A 20,115-nucleotide genomic window follows, 5' to 3' on the forward strand; every position below is an offset into this window, starting at 1 on the left:
CTGTCAGTAGTGCGCTGGCGACGCCATCGCCCGAACGGCGCAATCAAATGCGGAATCCGGACGTCAATCCGCCAACGGCGCGTGAAACTTACCGTCTTCCCACGCAACCTCGTTAGCATCCGCACATTTGTTCTCTGCTGCGCGTCCCGATCGGGCCCTGAGCACCTCTCACCATCAAGTCCACAAGACGAATGGGGTCGCCAGCGATGAGTACAGAGGGACTCTCGATTCCAGGCATCTCGATCGCCGGCTCGGGGCCATCGGCCGCCGAGCGGGTGCGAAGGCGTGGTCTGAGCGCGTTCGGCTCGTTCCCCCGCCCCGCTGTGGTCATGTTCGCCATCGAGGCGGCCGCGGTCATCCTGGCCGTGCTCGACGTCTGGCTGGTGATCCCCGAGAAGGCCCAGCCCTACTCGATCTACCTGTCCGGCGCGGCCTGCCTCGCCGTGGTGTTCCGCCGCAAGTTCCCGTTCCTCGCCGTGCTCGTCGCCGTCCCCGGTTTCCTCGCCGGCTGGGCGCAGCTGGCGAGCATGATCACGCTCGGCATGCTCGCCACCCGCCGTCAGCTGCACTGGCAGACCTGGGTCGGCGCCGGGCTGGTGTGGACGTGCCGGTTCGTGCAGTGGCCGCTCGAGGACTTCGTCCAGCTGAGCTGGCGCGAGCACATCCTCGACGGCATCTACGGCGTCCTCGTCGCCGGCATGCCGATCGCGATCGGCATGCTCATCGGCGCCCGCACCGAGGTCGCGAACAAGCTCGCCGAGCTGGCCACGAGCCGGGACCGCGAGCGCCGCTTCCACGCCGACGCCGTCCGCGCCGAGGAGCGCGCCCGGCTGGCCCGCGAGATGCACGACGTCGTGTCGCACCAGATCACGCTGATCGCGATGCAGGCCGGCGCGCTGCAGGCCCAGACGACCGACGCCCGGGCGATGGAGACCGCGCAGGTCATCCGCGGCCTGAGCAAGCGGACCCTCGAGGAGCTGCGGTCGCTGCTGAGCGTGCTGCGCGCGGACGCCGACGACGACGGCCCGCGCCCCGGGATCAACGACCTCGACCGGCTGATCCGGACGTCGGAGGTCCCGGTGCACCTGTCCGTGGAGCACCTGCCGGAGGCCCTGCCGAACCAGGTGTCGGCGGCGGCGTACCGCACAGTGCAGGAGTGCCTGACCAACGTCCACAAGCACGCTCCGGGCGCGACGGCGACCATCCGCATCCAGGGTGAGCACGGCGCGCTCAAGATCGAGGTCCGCAACGAGCGCGCCCGCCGGGCCGGCGAAGGCCTGCCCTCGGGCGGCCACGGCCTGACGGGACTGGCCGAGCGCGCCCGCCTGCTGGGCGGCAGCTTCGAGACGTCCGGAACGGAGGACGGCGGTTTCCGGGTCCGGGCCAGGTATCCGCTGAGCCACTGAATCACGGAGCCACCGACCCGGCCGGGGCTGTTGACCCGGCACTGTCGATCGGGCGATGCTGACCCACCCGGCGCTGAGCAGCCCCCGATTTCAGCCTACGGGCGGGGGCCGACGATTCCGGATTCGACGAAGCCGCGAGCGGCGCATTCAGGTCGTTGAAGGCCTGAGTGCGGCGCTCGCGGCTTTCCGGTTCCCGGGGTTGTCGGTGCTCGACGGTAGCGTGGAATCGGGGGCTGCTCAGGCGGCCCGGCGGTCGACCCATGTGCTCGGAGAGTCGGCTCGCGTACCTGGAAGGTCAGTTCGCGTACCCCGAGAGTCGGTTCGCGTACCCCGGCGGTCGAGGTGCGTACCCAGGCAGTCGGGTCATGTACCTGGACGGTCGGTTCGCATACCGGAAGATCGGTTCACGTACCTCGAGTCGGCTCGCGGTCCTGGGGGTCGGCTCATGTGCTTGGGAAGTCAGCTCACGTGATCGGGAGGCTGGCTCGCGTGATTGAGGAGCCGACTCGCGTGATCGGGACGCCAGCTCGTGTGATTGAGGGGTCGGCTCGTGTGGTTGAGGCGCCAGCTCACGTGACTGGGGAGTCGACACGCGTGCTTGAAGGGTCAACTCGCGCGATGGGAGTCGACTCGTGTACCTGAAGGGTCGACTCGCGTGATTGGGGAGTCGACTCATGTGCTTGGGGCGCCAGCTCGTGTGATTGGAGCGCCGGCTCGTGATTGGGGCGCCGACTCGCGTGAATAAAGAGTCGACACGACGTGAGACCGTGTCGTCTGCCGGGTACGTGAGTCGGGCTGGCCTGGGTTGGGGAGCCCGGAGGGTGGAACCTGGGCGCGCGAGAAGCCACCTCGAGGAGTTGCTCCTCGGGGTGGCTTCTGGCGGTGGCGCTTAGATGATCTCCCGGCGCTGGCGCAGGCGCTCCAGGGCCTCGGCGAGGATGGCCTCGCCGTCGGCGTCGCTGCGCCGCTCCTTCACGTACGCCAGGTGGGTCTTGTAGGGCTCGGTCCGGGGTGCGGCCGGGGGGTTCTTCTCGTCCTGCCCGCCGGGGAGCCCGCAGCGGGGGCAGTCCCACTCGTCCGGGATCTCCGCCTCCAGGGCGAACGACGGACGGGCTTCGTGCCCGTTGGCGCACCAGTAGCCGACCCGGCGCCGTGGCGCCGACTCACCTCGTTCCGATTCGCCCGTAGGTCCGGCACCCACCCGGGTGCCCCGAATCGCGTTACCGCCAACCATGAATCCTCACACCTATGGAATCGGCGGCGCGCCCCCCAATAGGCACGCCGAATCGCTGCGCACCCCGCTGGTGTGACCCGGTCTCGATCGCCGGCGGGGGCGCCGGACGTCACACCTTGAGCAGCAGGCCCAGCCCGATGATGCTGATCAGCCACACCGCGCCCAGCAGCAGAGTGATCCGGTCGAGGTTCTTCTCGGCCACGCTCGACCCGGCCAGGCTCGACTGCATCCCGCCACCGAACAGCGACGACAGGCCGCCACCGCGCCCGCGGTGCAGGAGAACCGCCACCACGAGGAAGACGCTGGTGACGATCAACAGGATTTGCAGGAACAGCTTCATGTCATCCTCTGGGCTCTAGGAGAATGCAGGGGCACGGCATGGTCGTGACGACCACCACCGTACCCCTGGACTCGTCCACTGCTGTGTGACGGACCGGATACACAGGTTACCCGGTCGTGGCCTCGATCAGGGCAGCGGCCCGCCCGCGGCGAGTGCGCAGAGTTTCGTGAACTCCTCGCCGTCGAGGCTCGCTCCGCCGACCAGGGCACCATCGACGTTTTCGCAGGCCACCAGGTCACTGATGTTGTTCGCCTTCGCCGATCCCCCGTAAAGCACCCGGACGGACGAAGCGACCTCGTCGCCGTACTTCTCCTGGAGGGTCGCGCGGATGGCCTTGCAGACCTCTTCGGCGTCCGCGGGGGTGGCGACCTTGCCGGTGCCGATCGCCCAGACCGGCTCGTACGCCACGACCACGCCGCCGACCTGCTCGGGCTTGAGGCCCTTCAGGCCGTCGATCAGCTGCGTCGTGGTGTGGTGGATGTGCTCGCCGGCCTCGCGGACCTCGAGCTTCTCCCCGATGCAGAGGATCGGCGTGATGCCGTGCTTGAGCGCGGCCTTGACCTTCTTGTTGACCAGCTCGTCGGTCTCGGCGTGGTACTCACGCCGCTCCGAGTGCCCGACGGTGACGAAGCTGCAGCCCAGCTTGGCCAGCATCACGCCCGACACCTCGCCGGTGTAGGCACCGGAGTCGTGCGAGGAGATGTCCTGCGCGCCGTACGTCAGCGACAGCTTGTCGCCGTCGATCAGGGTCTGCACGCTGCGGATGTCGGTGAACGGCGGCAGCACCGCCACGTCGACCTTCGCGTAGTACTTCTCCGGCAGCGCGAAGGCGATCTTCTGCACCAGCGCGATCGCCTCGAGGTGGTTCTGGTTCATCTTCCAGTTGCCGGCGATGAACGGCTTGCGTGCCACTAGTTCTTCTCCTCCAGGGCGGTCACGCCCGGCAGTTCCTTGCCTTCGAGGTACTCGAGCGAGGCCCCGCCACCGGTGGAGATGTGCGAAAAGCCGTCTTCAGGCAGGCCGAGCTGACGCACCGCGGCCGCGGAGTCGCCGCCGCCGACGACGGTGAACGCGTCGCTCTTGACCAGGGCTTCGGCGACGGCACGGGTACCGCCGGAGAAGGCCTCGAACTCGAACACGCCCATCGGGCCGTTCCAGAACACGGTCTTGGCGTCGGCCAGCTTGCCGGCGAACAGCTCACGCGTCTTCGGGCCGATGTCCAGGCCTTCGCGGTCGGCCGGGATGGCCGTGGCCTCGACGACCTCGTGCTCGGCGTCGGCCGAGAACCCGGTCGCGGCGAGGACGTCGACCGGCAGCACCAGTTCGACGCCGCGCTTCTCGGCCTCGGCGAGGAAGCCCTTCACCTGGTCGAGCTGGTCGGCCTGCAGCAGCGAGTTGCCGACCTCGTGGCCCTGGGCCTTGAGGAAGGTGTACGCCATGCCGCCGCCGACGAGCAGCCGGTCGACCTTGGTCAGCAGGTTCGCGATGACGCCGAGCTTGTCGGACACCTTCGCGCCGCCGAGCACGACCACGTAGGGCCGCTGGACGTCGTCGGTGAGCTTCTTCAGCACGTCCAGCTCGGCCAGCACGAGGCCGCCCGCGTAGGCCGGGAGCACCGAGGCGACCTCGTAGACCGAGGCCTGCTTGCGGTGCACGACGCCGAAGCCGTCGGAGACGAACGCGCCGCCCGGGACGAGCGCGCCCAGCTCGGCGGCCAGCTCGGAGCGGTCCACGGCGTCCTTGCTGGTCTCGCGCGCGTCGAAGCGCACGTTCTCCAGCAGGACGACGCCGCCGTCGGTCAGGCCGGCGGTCAGCGTCTTGGCGGACTCGCCGACGAGGTCGCCGGCCAGCGTGGCCTCGGCGCCGAGCAGCTCGGAGAGCCGCTTGGCGACGGGCGCGAGGGTGTACTTGGGGTCCGGCTCGCCCTTGGGGCGGCCGAGGTGCGCGGTGACGACGACCTTCGCGCCCGCGTCGGCGAGCTTCTTGATCGTCGGCAGCGCCGCGCGGACGCGGCCGTCGTCGGTGATGCGATCCCCGTCGAGCGGGACGTTCAGGTCGGACCGCACGAGTACGTACCGGCCCTGAACGCCCTCGCCCAGCAGGTCGTCGAGGTTCTTGACGGTCATCCGGCTCAGAGCTTCGAGCCGACGAGCTTGATCAGGTCCGCGAGGCGGTTGGAGTAGCCCCACTCGTTGTCGTACCAGCCGACGACCTTGACCTGGTTGCCGATGACCTTGGTCAGCGGCGAGTCGTAGATGCAGGACGCCGGGTCGGTGACGATGTCCGAGGACACGATCGGGTCGACCGAGTAGCGCAGGATGCCGGCGAGGGGGCCCTCGGCGGCGGCCTTGTAAGCGGCGTTGATCTCTTCGACCGTGGCGGCCTTCTTCAGGGTCACCGTGAGGTCGGTGGCCGAGCCGGTCGGCACCGGGACGCGCAGCGCGAAGCCGTCCAGCTTGCCCAGCAGCTCCGGCAGCACCAGGCCGATCGCCTTCGCGGCACCGGTCGAGGCGGGCACCACGTTCAGCGCGGCGGCGCGGGCGCGGCGGAGGTCCTTGTGCGGGCCGTCCTGCAGGTTCTGGTCCTGCGTGTACGCGTGGATCGTGGTCATCAGACCCTGCTCGATGCCGAACGAGTCGTTGAGGACCTTCGCCAGCGGGCCGAGGCAGTTGGTGGTGCACGAGGCGTTGGAGATGATGTTCTGCGAGCCGTCGTACTTGTCGTCGTTGACGCCCAGCACGATGGTCAGGTCCTCGCCCTTGGCGGGCGCGGAGATGATGACCTTCTTGGCCCCGCCGGCGATGTGCGCCTTGGCGGCGTCGGCGTTGGTGAAGAAGCCGGTGGACTCGACCACGACGTCCACGCCCAGGTCGCCCCAGGGCAGGTTGGCCGGGTCGCGCTCGGCGAGGGCCTTGATGGTCTTGCCGTCCACGACGATGCCCTCGTCGCTGACGCTGACCTCACCCGGGTAGCGCCCCAGGATCGAGTCGTACTTCAGCAAGTGGGCCATGGTGGCGACGTCGCCGAGGTCGTTGAAGGCGACGACCTCGATGTCGTGGCCGCTGGCCTGCACGGCGCGGAAGAAGTTGCGGCCGATGCGGCCGAAGCCGTTGACACCTACGCGAACGGTCACTGCTGCCACTCCTCTGAGGATCGGCCGGAGTCCCGGCCGTGACTTGCGGGCTCGCGGCCACCCTAGCGTGCGGGCATGCGCGTCCCTGACTGCCCTGACGAGACTTCCACCACTTGGCGAACGGGTCAAGAATCGATTAAGAAGCCTAGTGGATTCCGGGTGATCGGTTCACGTGTTCTTCACCTGGACCACGGTGGACCGGGAAGGCGGGTGGTCCGGCGGTTCGGGCAGGCCGCACGCGGTGCGGGCGGCGGCCCGGCTGGTACTGGCCGGTAGCCGGCGCGGACGACTGGATCGTTCAAGCCACCACCGCGATCGGCGCCGGCTCCGACAGGCCGGCGCACTCCCGGGTGACGGGCTCGATTCAGAACCGGGACGCCCATCGCGCTCACTCCGCCAGCTCCCGCTCCAGCGGCGTCCGGAACCGGGGGATCACCCGGACCACGCCGAACCACTTCGCGCTGCGGTCCGCCGCCGCCTCGATCGCCGACTTCTCCTCCGCGCTGACCTCCTCCAGCAGCCGGAACACCACCTCACCCGATTCGCGCTGGGCCCAGCCGCCGACGATGCGGCCGTTGGCCCAGACCGTCGGGCCGACGTTGCCGAAGCGATCGAACAGGGCCGCCTTGTGCGGGCCGAGGAACCAGTCGCGGTCCTGCCAGCCCATCGGGGTCGGGTCGAGGCACGGGAGGAACGCCGCCCACGTCGGCGGCTCGGGCACCGGCTCGAGGTCGTCGGCCAGCGCCACCCCCGGGACGCCATCCAGGTCGACGTCCACCGTGTCCAACTTGGCCAGGGCCTTCCGCGTCTGGCCGAGCGTCCAGCCCGCCCACCAGCGCAGGTCCGTCAGCGGGGCCGGGCCGTACGCGCGCAGCCAGCGCCGCGCCAGCTCGACGCGGGCCTCGTCCGCCTCCCAGGCCGCGAGGCCCTCGCCCACCCAGTCCTCCAGCGGGTGCCAGACATACTGGGTGCTGAGCCAGGTGCCGCGCGGGCGGCCGCGGACGATCCGGCCGTCGACCGCCAGCTGGAACAGCACCCGGCTGGTGACGTTGCCGATCGCCTCGTACGGCTTGCCCTTCGACATCTGCAGCCGCTGCCGCAGCCGGGGTTCGGCCTCGCTGAGCTGCTGCGCGGTCGCCGAGCCGAGGCCGCGCAACGCGGCTTCGACCGCCGTTTCGACGTCGGCCAGCCACTTTCCGGGCTCCGGCACGTTCTCCGGGTAGCCCTGCTGCCCGAGGTGCTGCTCCAGCAGCTTCCGCTGTTTCGCCGCGATGTCCGCCGAACAGCCGGCCTGCACGAGGGCCGCGGTCTCCAGGCCGGTGACGAACACCGTGCGGCGCATGCCGAGCAGCCGCAGCACCGTGCGGTCGTCGTACAGCGCGCGCTCGACGTCGGCGACCGCGGCGCCGTCGAGCCGGGCGGCCGCCGAGAGGTGGACGGTCGCCGGGTCGGTGGCGTGCAGGGCGACGACGCCCGCGACGGCGTCTTCGACCGTGGCCGCGGGCGCGGCCAGGTGGTGGCGGGTGCCGAGGCGAGCCCGGCGCTGGGCGGTGGAGATGGTCGGAGGCACCCGGAATTCCTACCACCCGGCACCGACGAAAACGCGTGGTCGGTCCGGCGCCCCCGGCGTTAACCTCGCGGCATGGTCTCCAGCGCGCACCTCGCGGCCTTCGCCGCGCTGACGTTCCTGATGGTCGTGGTCCCCGGGCCGAGCGTGCTGTTCACGATCAGCCGCGCGCTGACCGTCGGGCGGCGCGACGCGCTCCTCACCGTCGTCGGCAACTCCTTCGGGGTGTACACGCAGGTCGTCGCGGTCGCGTTCGGCCTCGGCGCGCTCGTGACGACGTCGGCCGCGGTGTTCACCACGATCAAGATCGCCGGCGCGGTCTACCTGGTGTACCTGGGGATCCAGGCGGTGCGCCACCGCCGCCGGCTCACCGACGCGATGGCCGCGCGCGTCGGCTCGGCGCCCGGCCGGGTGGTCACCGTGCTGCGTGACGGCTTCGTCGTCGGCTTCGCGAACCCGAAGTCGATCGTGTTCCTGGCCGCGCTGCTCCCCCAGTTCGTCGACCCCGCCGCCGGCTCGGTGCCGGCCCAGATGCTGGTGCTCGGCCTGTGCCTGCCCGCCATCGCGCTGGCCACCGACAGCGCGTGGGCGCTGGTCGCGGGCACGGCGCGGACGTGGTTCGCCCGCTCGCCGCGGCGGCTGGAGGCGGTCGGCGGCACCGGCGGCCTGGTGATGATCGGCCTGGGCACGACGCTGGCGTTCACCGGCCGCAGCGACTGACCGCGAATGTCCGTGAAGGCCTCCTTACCGGCTCTTATGGCCGGTAAGGAGGCCTTCACGGCTTTGCGGCCGGGTCGCGGAGTACCAGGGCCAGGAGGCCGGGGAACGCGGCGTCGAATTCGGGGCGGCGCAGGCGGTTCAGGCGTCGCGGGCCTTCGTCGCGCTGCTCGATCAGGCCCGCCGCGCGCAGCACGCCGAAGTGGTGGCTGAGCGTCGCCTTCGCCACCGGGAGGTCGAACGTGCCGCACGCCTTCGTCCACTCCGGCACGGCCGCCAGCTCACGCAGGATGCTGCGGCGGACCGGGTCGGCGACGGCGGCCAGGGCGTCCTGCAGCGCGACGTCGCCGGGGAGCACGTGGGTCAGCCCGCGCGCCCGCGCGGTCACCGCAGGGCCTCGGCCAGCCGCGCCCGCCACTCGCGGGGCAGCCCGTCGAGCTGGACGACGACCTGGTCGGCGCCCGCGGCGCGGTACTCCCGCAGCCGCGCCACGACGGCGTCGAAGTCACCCCACACGGTGACGCCGTCGACGAGCCGGTCCGACAGGTCCGCGACGTCGGCGTCGGTGAAGCCCATCCGGCGGAAGTTGTTCGCGTACCCGGGCACGCCCGCCAGGAAGCGCAGCGAGCCGCCCCGGACGGTCTCCCGCGCCGCGGCGGCGTCGGTCTCGGCGACGACGTTGAGCAGCACCGCCAGCTGCGCGTCCGGCCCGAGGAGCTCCCGTGCCGACGCGACGTAGTCCGTCGTCACCAGGAACGGGTACGCGCCCGCCGCGCGGGCCCGCGACAGCTCCAGCATCTTCGGGCCCAGCGCCGACAGGATCCGCGCGGACGCGGGCACGACGTCCTCGATCTCGTCGAGGTAGTCGTTCAGCGCGGCCAGCGGACGCGGGCCGTGCGCCCCACCCAGCCCGGCGATGAACCGGCCGGCGGGCAGGTCCAGGTAGGCCTGGGCCACCTCGGCGGCCGGGACCCGGTCGACCGAGAGGATCCCGCTGGCCACCGGGATCCGCTGCGTCCCGTGGACGACCCCGGCGATCAGCGGCAGCGAGTTCCCCTGCCCGCCCGGCAGCCACAGCGTGTCGTAGCCCAGTTCTTCCAGTTCGACGGCGGTCGCGAGCGCGACCTCCGGCTCGGCGGTGTTCAGCGCGGCGCCCAGCGCCCCCAGCTTCGTCATGCGCGGGTGAACCTCCGGCCGCCGCCCGATGTTCCCGTCACGCCGTCTGTTCGTCCTCAGCGGAATCCGGCGTGTCGGGCGAGTCACCGACGCGGGTGAACATCCGCGTGGCCGAGAGCCGCGCGACGCCGTCCGGGTCGCCCAGGTCGTCGAGGGAGTTGCGGACCGTCGAGTCCACCGACAGGTACTTCCGGCCCGCGCGCAGGTCGGCGTCGTTGCGCAGCCGGACGATCAGCGGGAACTCCGAGAGCGCGCCCGCGTCGAACAGGCCCGTCGTGTAGATCAGCTGGACGCCCAGCGCCTCGGCCACCGCCCGCTGCAGCTCCAGCAGGTACCCGGCGGACGCGCGGCCGATCGGGTTGTCCAGGAACAGCACGCCGGAGTGGCGGTTGCGGGCCTTGCCGCGGTTGTTGGCGCGCAACGCCGCGAGGGTGCAGTAGAGGATGATCGCCGCGGTCAGCTGCTGGCCGCCCGAGAAGACGTCGCGGATCTCCGAGACGCGCTGGCGTTCGGTCCGCAGCACCGAGTCCGGCTTCAGCATGTCGACGCGGAAGCCCTTGGGCGCCGCGGCCCGGACGCCGCGCAGGACCAGGGAAAGCCCGTCGCGCTTGACGTCGCGGCCGTCCGCGGTCTTGCCGACGGCGGCCTCGTCGACGACCTCGCCGAGCTTCTCGGTGAGCGCGTTGTCCTCCAGCTCGTGGAACCGGATGCGCAGGAACTCCTGCCCGGACCAGTCGCCGAGGCCGTCCGGCAGCCGCGAGACGCGCTGGGCCGAGCGCAACGTCCGGAGCGCGCCGTCGACCATGCCCTGCAGGCGGGTGATGATGCCGCCGCGGTGCCGGTCGATCTGGGCGAGGTCGTCGGTGAGCGAGCGCAGCCGCGGCCGCAGCGCCTCCGCCCACTCGGCGGCGTGCGCGGGCAGCTGGTCGCGCTTGACCGAGATGACCTGCTGCCGCACCGGCGTGCTCAGCTTCTCGAAGCGCTTCTCCGTCGCGTACTGGGCCAGCTGGTCCGCGGCCTCGCGCACCCGCCGGTCACCCGCGTCGGCAGCGTCCTGGGCCTCGGAAAGCGTCGCGTTGAGCCGCGTGTGCTGGGCGCGCGCGGTGTCGACGTCGCCGTCGTAGGCGTCCGCGTCCTTGTCGGTGACCAGGTGGGCCAGGGAGTCGGCGAGCAGCGAGAAGCCGGACGCGGAGTTGCGCGCGGAGTCCAGGGTCTCCTCGGCCGCCGCCCGGCGTTCCTGCAGCTCCTCCCACTTCCGCGCGGCCACGGACATCTCCAGGCCGGCGGCGTCGATCAGCTCCAGGCCGTGCTCGATGTCGCGCGGCTTGTCGCCCGTGACGCCGTTCTGCAGCGGGAGCACGTCCAGCTCGGCGCGCCGCGTCGAGACCAGCCCGATGGCCTCGGTCCGCTCGTCCTCCAGGCCGTCGACGACGCGGCGGGCGCGGGCGAGGGCCGCCGCGCGGGCGGAGGCGTCGGAGCCGTCGGGCGTCTCCAGCAGCTCGGCGGCGGTCGAGCGGACGGCCTCGTCCAGGGACTCGACGGCCGAGCCCGCGGCCGCTTCGGCCGACTCGGCCTGCTCCAGCTCGGCCCGCAGGTCGCTGCCGACCTCGACCTTCGCGTACGACTCGGACGCCGACAGGTAGGTCCGGCGCAGGGCGTCCACCGGCTCGGCCGGCGGGCCGTCGGCGGTGCCGTCGACGTCGGCCGCGCCCGGCACCTCGGCGAGCTCGGCGCGGGCGGTGGTCGCGGTCCGGCGGTGGCCGTCGGCGGTGCGCTGCTCCTCCCCCGCCTGCTCCCGCAGCCGCGCGGCCTTGCCCGCGGCGTCGGATGCCTGCAGGTCGGCGCGCTCGGCGACCTCGGTGGCGCGCTCGACGTCCTCGGTCCACTCCGCGATCCGGGCGCTCCTCGTGCCCAGCTCGCCGAGCTTCCGCGCCCGCTCCTCGGTCTCGGCCGCCGCGGCCCGCAGCTCCGGGACGCGCTCGCGCAGCGACGCCGTCTTTTCGCTCAACCGGGCGAACTCCGCGTCGGCCTGCTGCAGGGCCGTGCGCGCGGTCTCGCGCGCGGTCCGGGCCGCCTGGGCCTGCTCGGCGAGCGTCGCGACGGCGCCGGGCGGGTAGTCCTCGCGCCAGGTGGTGAGCTTCCAGTTGAGGGCGCCGTCGGCGGACAGCTTGGCGGACAACGCTTCCAGCCGCCGCTGCCGCTCGGTGTTGCGCCGCGCGACGGCTTCGCGCTCGGCGTCCGCGGCTTCCTCGTCGTACATCGCGGGGTTCGGCGGCACGAGGAACTCGACGCCGGGCGCGGCGGGCGTCTCGGCCAGCAGGGCCTCGGTGGTGCCGACGGCGATGATCGCGGACGGCAGCAGCCGCCGTGACGACAGCACCTCGCGGGCGCGGTCCGCGTGGGCGGCGTCGTTGAGCAGGACGCCGGAAACCAGCTGCGGCAGGCTTTCCAGCACCTCGGCGCGCCGCCCGGCGTCCAATTTGGACAGATAGCGCCAGCCGGACCACGCGGTGATCCCGGCTTCTTCCAGGGCGTCCAGCGCGGCCTGGACGTCCTGCGGGGGCGGCAGCAGCCCGCCGGAGCCGAGCGCGGCCAGGGCCCGCTCGTCCGCGGACTCCTCCATCCGCAGCGCCGTCTGCTCCTTCTCGACGGACGCGCTCGCCTCACGCAACCGCTCCAGCAGCACCGGAAGATCGCTTTCCAGGGCGACGTCGTCCGCGCCGAGCAGCTCGACCAGCCGGCCCTCGGCGGCGAGCGCGTCGGTGCGCCGGTGGGCTCGGTCGAGGTCCTCGGTGGCGCGCTCGAAGCGGTCCAGGGTGGTGCCGGCGAGCTGGTGGGCCTCGTTCACGTTCCGTTGCGCCGCTTGGAGATCCGCCGCGACGCGGTCCAGCTCCTGCTCGCGCCGGGTCAGCTCGGCGGCCGCGGCTTCGGCCGCGGACCGCGCCGCCCGGGACGCGTCGGCGACGTCGGCGCCCGAGGGCAGCAGCCCGCCGCGGACGGCGTTCTGGACCTCTTCGCGCAGCTCGGTGATCCGCGTGGTCAGGCCGCGGGCCTCGGCACGCCGGCCGGCCGCGAGGTTGGCGGCCTCGTCGCGTTCGGTCTGCGCCTTCTCGGCTTCCGCGCGCAACGCGCCCGCGTACGCCTCGGCCTTGTCGGCCTGGCGCTGGGCGTCCTGCGCCAGCGACTGCAGTCCCCGGGCCAGCGCGGCCGCGGCGGTGTTGCGCGCCTGCAGGGCCGGGCGGGCCTTCTCCTCGCGGTTGCCGACGAGCTCGCGCAGGTCCTTCGCCTTGCGGGCGGCGTTGAGCTGGTTGAGCACGGTCGCCGTCTCACGCCAGGCCTCGGCCGCCGTCTTCGCCTCGCCCAGTTCGGCGTCGACGCGCTTGCGGGCCTCCTGGGCCTCGTCCAGGCGCAGCACGGCGACGAGACGCCGCAGCTCGGTGACGCCGGCCGCGAGCCGCCGGTGGTCGCCCTCGGCGAGCTTCTCCGCCGTCTTGACCTCGGCGACGTGGTCCTCGAGCCCGGACAGCCGGGCGTTCTCCAGCTCGTTGCGCGCGACGACCCGGCCGGCCAGCGCGGCCATGTCGCCCCGCGCGGCGCCGGCGATCTTCCGCGACGCCGCCGCGACGCCTTCTTCGGTGGCCAGCGGCCCCAGCAGGTCGAGCGCGCCGGCGACGAAATCGCGTTCCGACAACAGGTCCCCGCGCTGGGCGAGGTTGTGCGAGTAGGTCGAGACGACCTCGGCGAGGTCCTTCGGCTCGTCCTCGGAGACGACGGCGCGCAGCAGGAAGTCGACGAACGCCTCGTCGGTGCCGAACGCGAACGCGTCCGCCGCCTCGCCTTCGCCCGCGTTCATCGCGCGCTGGTAGCGGAACAGCTCGGTGTCGAGGCCGAGGGTGTCGAGCCGGCCGGTCCACTCGTGGTGGCGCCGGGTCCAGGACAGCTCCAGCTCGGGCTCGGCCAGCTGGGCCGCGGCGAGCTTGTCGTGGAAGCCGGACATGGTGAGCAGGCGGCCGTCCTGCGTCATCGGCAGCGAGTCGAGGGCCAGCGCCGACGTCGGGCGGAAGCAGTACCAGGAGTCGGCCAGGTTCTCCGAGTCCGACGAGACGACGTGCCCGCGCCACTCGGAGACCTTGCCGGTGATGATCCGGTGGCCGGTCTCGACGTGCAGCCACTCCAGCACGACGTGCGAGACGTCCTTGGCGGCGACGAACTTCTCGAGCACCTTCGTGCTCGTGGTGCCGACGACCTGGCGGCGGCCGGGCAGCATCACCGAGAAGATCAGCTTGATGAGGACGGACTTGCCGCCGCCGTTCTCCAGGAACAGCACGCTCGCCGGGGACGGGCGGCGCAGCTCGGCCGGCCCGGTCGCGTGGATGCCGGCGCTGAACAGCGCGTCCTGCTGGGGCGCGGTGATCTTGGCGCCGACGCCGCTGAAGTCGAGCACGACGTCCTGGTAGCGGGCACCCGCCGGGCCCACGGAATGCAGGCGGACCCGCGAAAGCTCGTACATCTACTCCCCTTAGAGCGTGTCGGAGGACGTCGCGCGCAGCGTGCCCCCGTCGTTCGCGACGGCCACGACGTCCAGCGCGAGCAGGTCGTCGAAGGCGGCGTCGGCGGCGAGTTCGCGGACCTGGATCTGGTAGCGCGGTGTGGTGCGGTAGGTGCCGCCCTGCTCGTCGCTGACCGGGACCAGGAAGCCCTGGTCGGCCAGGAATCGGAGGGCACGGGAGACCATGCCGCGGGTGGTGTCGGCGGCGAGGCGGCCGTCCTTGGTGGCGGCCGCGGCCGGGCGCCTCGTGTACGCGCGCCAGGCCTGTTCCAGCTCGGGCGCGTCGGCCAGCGGGTCGTTGTTGGCCTCGGCCTGTGCGGCGCGTTCGTCGAGCATGCGGGCGGCTTCGCGGACCATCGCGTCGACCTGTTCGACGCTGACGCGGCCGATGTAGGTGTCGTTGGCGAGGTCGTCCGGGCGCGGGTAGCCGAGCGCGGCGGCGGCGAGGTGGATCAGGCCGTGCAGCACCTTCTCGGTGTCGCGGCGCTCGCGGATCTTGGCCTGGCGGGCGTAGGAGTCCATCTTGATCTCGAACACGGACTCGTCGGTGGCCGCCAGCACCGCACCGGCCTGCTGGTTGACCTCCAGCACCATCAGCCCGAGCCCGGAGGCGACGGCGTGGGTGAGCGCCTTGAACGCGTTGTCCTCGCCGTAGCGGCGCACGAGGTCGCCGTAGACGACGTCGCGGGCGGGCAGCTGCTTGGGCCGCATGCCGAACGCGACCAGCCGGGCCGCGGCCTCGGCGTCCACGCTGCTGTGGGACAGCGCCATCAGGCGACCTCCTCGTTTTCTTCCTCATCGGCGCGCTCGACCGCCGCGGTGGACAGGAGCAGGTCGGCGCCGCCGAAGTCCGGGTCGTCGAGCAGCGTGCCGTCGTCGACGGCGAGCAGCACCGAGCGGTCCCCCTGGCGCCGCGCGGCGCCGATCCCGGGACTGTATGCGTGCACGGCGCGCAGCGCGACCAGGGCCGCGAGGCCGGGCTGGCGGCTGCGGCGGGCCTCGTCGAGCAGGCCGGACAGCCGCCGCGGCACCTCGGGCAGGTGGAGCAGCTCGTCGGCGCGGCGCCAGACGTCGTCGCCGAACTTGTCGGTGACGTCGGCGGGCATCAGCTCCGGCTCCGGGATCTCGCCGACGAGCTGGTCGCGCTCGGGCGCGGGCCGCAGCAGCAGCGAGACCAGGGCCGACAGCGACGGCACGACCGGCGCGGAGATGCCCGCGACGGCGTGGAAGAAGTGCTCGGCCGGGGTGACGGCGTCGGCCAGCGGCAGCCCGAGGGCCGGCACCAGGAGCTGGCCGAACAGGTCGAGCGTCGCGCGCTGGGGCGGGCCGGAGAACTGCTGGCGGTCCTGCTCGGCGCGGAACACCGCGCCCGCGTCGGCCAGCCGCGACTGCAGGCGGGTGTGCCGGCGGATGCAGTCGCCGACGATGTCGACGAGCTCGGCCGCGCGGCGCTTGCGGTCGAGGTCCTCGGTCTCGTCGCGGGCGGTGGTGATGTTCTTGAGGATCGCGTTCTCGGCGCGGAAGCGGGCTTCGATGTGCCCGAGCGCGGTGTCGAGCAGCTCCGGGACCTCGCGTTCCCAGTCGACCGACCGGACGTCGCGGCGGGTCGCGTCGAGCTTCGCGCGCAGCACCTCGCCGTACTGGACGGTCCGGTAGCGGGCCTGCTCGGCGGCCAGCTTCGCGTCGGCCAGCCGGCCCCGCGCGATCAGGTTCTCGAGCTTCACCTCGGCCGCGATCTGCGCCGACTCGACGTCGGTGTCGAGGGCGCCGACGAGCACGTTGATCGCCTCGTCGGTGGCGCGCAGGTAGACCTCGCCGTCCCGGGCGGCCAGCTCGACCAGCAGCTTGAAGTCGAACTGGCGGCGCTGGTAGCCACCCGGCCCCATCGAGCCGTAGACGCGCCGGAAGCCGCGGTCGGTGGTGCCGACGTTGATCAGGTTGTCCAGGACCCACTTCGCGACGCGGACGTGCTCCTCCGGCATCCGCGACGGCGCCTGCTGCGCGATGAACGGCAGCAGCCGGTCGATGACCTCGTCGTGGCCGGCACCGGTGTCGAAGTCCATCGCGATGGTGACCTGGTCGATCGTGTGCAGCGCGATCTCGGCCATCTGGTAGACCGTGGCGTCGGCCCAGTCGAGCTTCGCCTTCCGCGCGTCCAGGTCGTGCAACGGCGCGGTGCAGGCGAGCGCCTTCAGCCGGCGGGTCAGCCCCTCGTCGGCCAGTCCCATCGCGGCCCTGTCGTCGTCTCGCACAGCAGGCCAGGCTAGTCGGCCACCCTCTGCACACGCGCGGGTGACAGGTTAACGTCGCTCTCATGCGTGAGATGAGCCGTGACGAGTGGTGGCAGTTCGCGTCCGAAGGCACCCGGACGGGCATGCTCGGCCTGGTCAGGAAGGACGGCTCACCGATCGTGACGCCGATCTGGTTCCTGCTGAACGAGGGCCCGGACGGTGACGAGCTGATCTTCACCACCGGCACCGAGACCCTCAAGGGCAAGGCCATCGCGCGCGACGGGCGCATCTCGCTGGCCGTCGACGACCAGCGCCCGCCGTTCTCCTACGTGCAGTTCACCGCCGAAGCGCGGCTGACCCAGGACGACGACATGCTGGCCTGGGCGACGCGGCTGGGCAGCCGGTACATGGGCGCCGAGCAGGGCGAGGCGTACGGCAAGCGCAACGCCGTCCCCGAGGAGTCACTCGTCCGGGCGAAACTCACCAAGGTGATCGCCCGCGCGGACATCGCCGGCTGAACCCGCCGCCCACCTGCGGATCGCTGCTAATCTCGCCGTGGGGGTGGGGTTTCATGCTTTCAGGTGGGAACAGCAGGCGCGAAGCCGTGACGGCGATGGTGAACGCCGGGCAGCGCGAACTGGTCGCCGAGCTCGAACGGCTGGACCGCGGGGCCCGTTTCGGCCGGTCGGGGTGGGAGCGGCCCGGCGGTGGCGGCGGGCAGGCGCGGCTGCTGGAGAACGGTGACGTCTTCGAGCGGGCCGGCGTCAACTGCTCGGCGGTGCACGGCGACCGTCTGCCCGAAGCGGTCGCGCACCAGCACGGGCTGGACCCGGGCAGCGCGTTCTTCGCGACCGGGCTGTCGGTGGTGATCCACCCGCGCAACCCGTACGTGCCGACTTTTCACGCCAACTTCCGGTACTTCGAGTCCGGTGACACGTGGTGGTTCGGCGGCGGCGCGGACCTGACGCCGTGCTACGGCTTCGCGGCCGACGCGACGCACTTCCACCGCGCGCTGAAGACGTACTGCGACACCTTCGACCCGGCCTTCCACGCGCAGGCCAAGCGCGCCTGCGACGAGTACTTCACGCTGCCGCACCGCGACGAGACGCGCGGGGTCGGCGGCATCTTCTTCGACCACCTGCACCCCGAGGGCCCGGACGGCTGGCACCGCGCGGCCGCCTTCGCCGCGGCCGGCATCGCCACGATCGCGCCCGCGTACCTGCCGATCGTGCGGCGCCGCAAGGACCTCCACCACGGCGACCGCGAGCGGCAGTGGCAGCTCTACCGCCGCGGCCGCTACGTGGAGTTCAACCTGGTGCACGACCGCGGCACCCGGTTCGGGCTGCAGACCGGCGGGTACGTCGAGGCGATCCTGATGGCGCTGCCGCCGTTGGCGCGCTGGGAGTTCGAGCTGACGCCGGAGCCGGGCAGCCCCGAAGCGGCGCTCGCGGAGTTCCTCGTGCCGCGCGACTGGGCGGGTGAAGAAGCCCACCCGGAGACCCGGGTGGCGGGCTGACAAGGGGTTCGCGCTGGGCCGTCCGGGCGCTTCCGCCCCGCTGAGCGGGACGCCGGTTTTCACCGTGGGTGAGGGTGGGTGTCCGGTATTGACACGACCCGCTCGGACAGTGTGTGATCTCCTCCATAGATAGGAAACTTTCCTAACTATTTCTGGAGGTCCCCGTGGCACCCCGCCCCCCGTGGCGCGTGGCTGTGGCCGGTACCGCCGTCGCGGCGCTCGGCTTCAGCGCGTTCACCCCCTTTGCTTCAGCGGCCACCACCGCGGCGACGGACTACGAGTCCGAGAACGCCGTGATCTCGCAAGGCGTCGTCGAGTCGAACCACGCCGGCTACTCCGGCACCGGGTTCGTCAACTTCGACAACGTCGCCGGGAGCTACGTCGAGTACTCGGTGAACGCGGCGCAGGCCGGGACGCACACGCTGACCTTCCGCTACGCCAACGGAACCGCCGACAACCGGCCGGTGAAGCTGATCATCGACGGCGGTGACAAGGGCACCGTCGACTTCCCCGCCACCGGCGCGTGGACGACGTGGCAGACCGTCACCGCGACCGTGCAGCTGACCGCCGGGATCAACAAGGTGCGCACCACCGCGACCACCGCCAACGGCGGGCCGAACGCGGACAAGCTCACCGACACCTTCACCGCGCCGAGCGACAGCGAACCGCCGTCGCCGCCGTCGAACCTGGCCGCCTCGAACATCCTGCCGACCGCCGCGACGTTCTCCTGGACCGCCGCGACCGACAACGTCGGCATCGTGCGCTACGAGATCAACCGCGGCGGCAACATCCTCAAGACCGTCGGCGGGACCACGACTTCGGCGACCGTGGACAATCTGACGCCGAACACCGCCTACGACATCTCGGTGGGCGCGTACGACGCCGCGGGCAACCCGTCGCAGCAGAGCAACGTCGTCGCCTTCACGACGCCGCCGAGCACCGACACGACCCCGCCGAGCGTGCCGGGGAACCTGCGCTCCACCGGCGTCACCGCGAACAGCGTTTCCCTGGCGTGGAACGCTTCCACGGACAACGGCGGCACGATCTCGGCCTACGACGTCTTCCAGGGCGCCACGAAGGTCGCGTCCACGACGTCGCTCACCTCGACGGTGACGAACCTGAGCCCGAACACGTCGTACACGTTCACGGTCAAGGCGCGGGACCCCAACGGGAACAGCTCCGCCGCGAGCAACGCGGTGACCGTGAAGACGAGTGCGCCGGGCGGCGCCGGGGGCATCCCGGAGTACGACAAGGACATCACGAAGGTCGACCTCGGCTGGGCGGTGGGCTTCCTGCCGAACGGCAACGCGCTGGTGACCGAGCGGGACCGGTTCGAGATCCTGCTCGTGACGCCGGCCGGCCAGAAGACCACGCTGGGCACCGTGCCGGGCGCGGTGACCACCACCGGCGAAGGCGGCGTCCTCGGCCTGGCGATCTCGCCGAACTGGGCGAGCGACCACGCGATCTACGTCTACCACACGGCTTCCGGCGACAACCGGATCGTGAAGATGACCTACGACGGCACCACGCTGTCCTCGACGTCGACGCCGGTGCTCACCGGGATCGCGAAGAACCGCTACCACAACGGCGGCCGGATCAAGTTCGGCCCGGACGGCAAGCTCTACGCCACCGTCGGCGACGCGAAGAACAGTGACAACGCGCAGAACAAGAGCTCGCTCAACGGGAAGATCCTGCGGCTCAACGCCGACGGGTCCGCGCCGAGCGACAACCCGTTCTACGCCACCGGCGGCCCCGCGCGGTACGTCTGGAGCTACGGCCACCGCAACCCGCAGGGCCTGGCCTGGGACTCGCGCGGCCAGCTGTGGGCGGCGGAGTTCGGCGAGAGCAGCCTGGACGAGCTCAACCTGATCCAGAAGGGCGGCAACTTCGGCTGGCCCAGCTGCGAAGGCACGCAGGGCAGCTGCAGCGGTTTCATCGCGCCGAAGAAGACCTGGCCGACGTCGCAGGCCGGGCCGTCCGGCGTGGAGATCGTCAACGACTGGATCTACATCGCCGGCGTCACGGGCAAGCAGCTGTTCGCCACGCAGATCAACGCGGCGGGCACCGGCGTCGGCACGGTGTCGACGCTGTTCTCCGGCCGCTGGGGCCGGCTGCGCTCGGTGACGAAGACGCCCGACGGCGGCCTGTGGCTGACGTCCACGAACAACGACATGAACGGCGGCACGCCGAGCGTCCTGGACAACGTGATCGTCCGGCTGAAGTTCCCCGCCGCCCACTGACCGCGG

Annotated in this window: 15 protein-coding genes and 1 pseudogene; 5 read left to right on the forward strand and 11 right to left on the reverse strand. The window is 71.8% G+C overall.

Going from position 1 to position 20,115, the window contains the following annotated elements:
* The first annotated feature begins 206 nt into the window (after positions 1-206).
* Complete coding sequence (locus tag OG570_RS44590; RefSeq protein WP_247049186.1) at positions 207-1,406, forward strand: sensor histidine kinase; 1,200 nt, start codon at positions 207-209, stop codon at positions 1,404-1,406.
* 889 nt (positions 1,407-2,295) lie between these two features.
* Here the strand turns inward: OG570_RS44590 and OG570_RS44595 are convergent.
* The 6 genes from OG570_RS44595 to OG570_RS44620 all read right to left on the reverse strand — a co-directional run bounded on the left by OG570_RS44595 (position 2,296) and on the right by OG570_RS44620 (position 7,683).
* Positions 2,296-2,640, reverse strand: coding sequence for an RNA polymerase-binding protein RbpA (locus OG570_RS44595; protein WP_247049185.1), 345 nt, complete (start codon positions 2,638-2,640; stop codon positions 2,296-2,298).
* 109 nt (positions 2,641-2,749) lie between these two features.
* Entirely contained in the window at positions 2,750-2,980 is a 231-nt protein-coding gene (secG, locus tag OG570_RS44600; RefSeq protein ID WP_247049184.1) for a preprotein translocase subunit SecG, read from the reverse strand.
* 126 nt (positions 2,981-3,106) lie between these two features.
* A complete protein-coding gene (gene tpiA / locus OG570_RS44605) occupies positions 3,107-3,892 on the reverse strand; it encodes a triose-phosphate isomerase (RefSeq protein ID WP_247049183.1) in 786 nt (261 codons plus the stop codon).
* On the reverse strand, positions 3,892-5,106 hold the full coding sequence (locus tag OG570_RS44610) for a phosphoglycerate kinase (RefSeq protein WP_326954693.1): 1,215 nt from the start codon (positions 5,104-5,106) through the stop codon (positions 3,892-3,894). Before OG570_RS44610 ends, tpiA begins: the two co-directional genes overlap by 1 nt.
* Positions 5,107-5,111: 5 nt before the next feature.
* Positions 5,112-6,113 carry a type I glyceraldehyde-3-phosphate dehydrogenase gene (gene gap / locus OG570_RS44615; RefSeq protein WP_326947861.1) on the reverse strand — a complete coding sequence of 334 codons (1,002 nt, stop codon included), beginning with the start codon at positions 6,111-6,113 and terminating at the stop codon, positions 5,112-5,114.
* A gap of 388 nt (positions 6,114-6,501) precedes the next feature.
* Positions 6,502-7,683 carry a winged helix DNA-binding domain-containing protein gene (locus OG570_RS44620; RefSeq protein ID WP_326954694.1) on the reverse strand — a complete coding sequence of 394 codons (1,182 nt, stop codon included), beginning with the start codon at positions 7,681-7,683 and terminating at the stop codon, positions 6,502-6,504.
* A 72-nt stretch (positions 7,684-7,755) separates the two neighbouring features.
* Here OG570_RS44620 and OG570_RS44625 point away from each other — a divergent pair, with 72 nt between their 5' ends.
* Positions 7,756-8,400, forward strand: coding sequence for a LysE family translocator (locus OG570_RS44625; protein ID WP_326947859.1), 645 nt, complete (start codon positions 7,756-7,758; stop codon positions 8,398-8,400).
* 55 nt (positions 8,401-8,455) lie between these two features.
* Here the strand turns inward: OG570_RS44625 and OG570_RS44630 are convergent, their stop codons facing one another.
* The 5 genes from OG570_RS44630 to OG570_RS44650 are packed head-to-tail and all read right to left on the reverse strand — an operon-like array spanning position 8,456 to position 16,350.
* Entirely contained in the window at positions 8,456-8,785 is a 330-nt protein-coding gene (locus tag OG570_RS44630) for an ArsR/SmtB family transcription factor (RefSeq protein WP_326947858.1), read from the reverse strand.
* The gene (locus OG570_RS44635; protein WP_326954695.1) at positions 8,782-9,573 is read right to left on the reverse strand and encodes a TIGR03620 family F420-dependent LLM class oxidoreductase; all 792 of its coding nucleotides are present in this window, start codon (positions 9,571-9,573) and stop codon (positions 8,782-8,784) included. The genes OG570_RS44630 and OG570_RS44635 overlap by 4 nt, the downstream gene beginning before the upstream one ends.
* A 37-nt stretch (positions 9,574-9,610) precedes the next feature.
* Positions 9,611-14,083, reverse strand: a complete 4,473-nt coding sequence (locus OG570_RS44640; RefSeq protein ID WP_326954696.1) for a hypothetical protein — start codon at positions 14,081-14,083, stop codon at positions 9,611-9,613.
* 9 nt (positions 14,084-14,092) lie between these two features.
* Positions 14,093-14,893, reverse strand: a complete 801-nt coding sequence (locus tag OG570_RS44645) for a hypothetical protein (protein ID WP_247049175.1) — start codon at positions 14,891-14,893, stop codon at positions 14,093-14,095.
* On the reverse strand, positions 14,893-16,350 hold the full coding sequence (locus OG570_RS44650; protein WP_326951482.1) for a hypothetical protein: 1,458 nt from the start codon (positions 16,348-16,350) through the stop codon (positions 14,893-14,895). Before OG570_RS44650 ends, OG570_RS44645 begins: the two co-directional genes overlap by 1 nt.
* An 86-nt stretch (positions 16,351-16,436) precedes the next feature.
* Here OG570_RS44650 and OG570_RS44655 point away from each other — a divergent pair, with 86 nt between their 5' ends.
* The 3 genes and pseudogenes from OG570_RS44655 to OG570_RS44665 form a co-directional block, all read left to right on the forward strand.
* Entirely contained in the window at positions 16,437-16,871 is a 435-nt protein-coding gene (locus tag OG570_RS44655) for a PPOX class F420-dependent oxidoreductase (protein ID WP_247049174.1), read from the forward strand.
* Positions 16,872-16,924: 53 nt separating this feature from the next.
* Positions 16,925-17,869 carry an oxygen-dependent coproporphyrinogen oxidase gene (gene hemF / locus OG570_RS44660; protein WP_326954697.1) on the forward strand — a complete coding sequence of 315 codons (945 nt, stop codon included), beginning with the start codon at positions 16,925-16,927 and terminating at the stop codon, positions 17,867-17,869.
* Between the two features lie 164 nt (positions 17,870-18,033).
* Positions 18,034-20,097, forward strand: a pseudogene (locus tag OG570_RS44665) (PQQ-dependent sugar dehydrogenase); the annotation flags it as partial.
* Positions 20,098-20,115 lie beyond the last annotated feature (18 nt).

Origin of the sequence: Amycolatopsis sp. NBC_01286, from assembly GCF_035982555.1 — a bacterium.
Taxonomy (GTDB): domain Bacteria; phylum Actinomycetota; class Actinomycetes; order Mycobacteriales; family Pseudonocardiaceae; genus Amycolatopsis.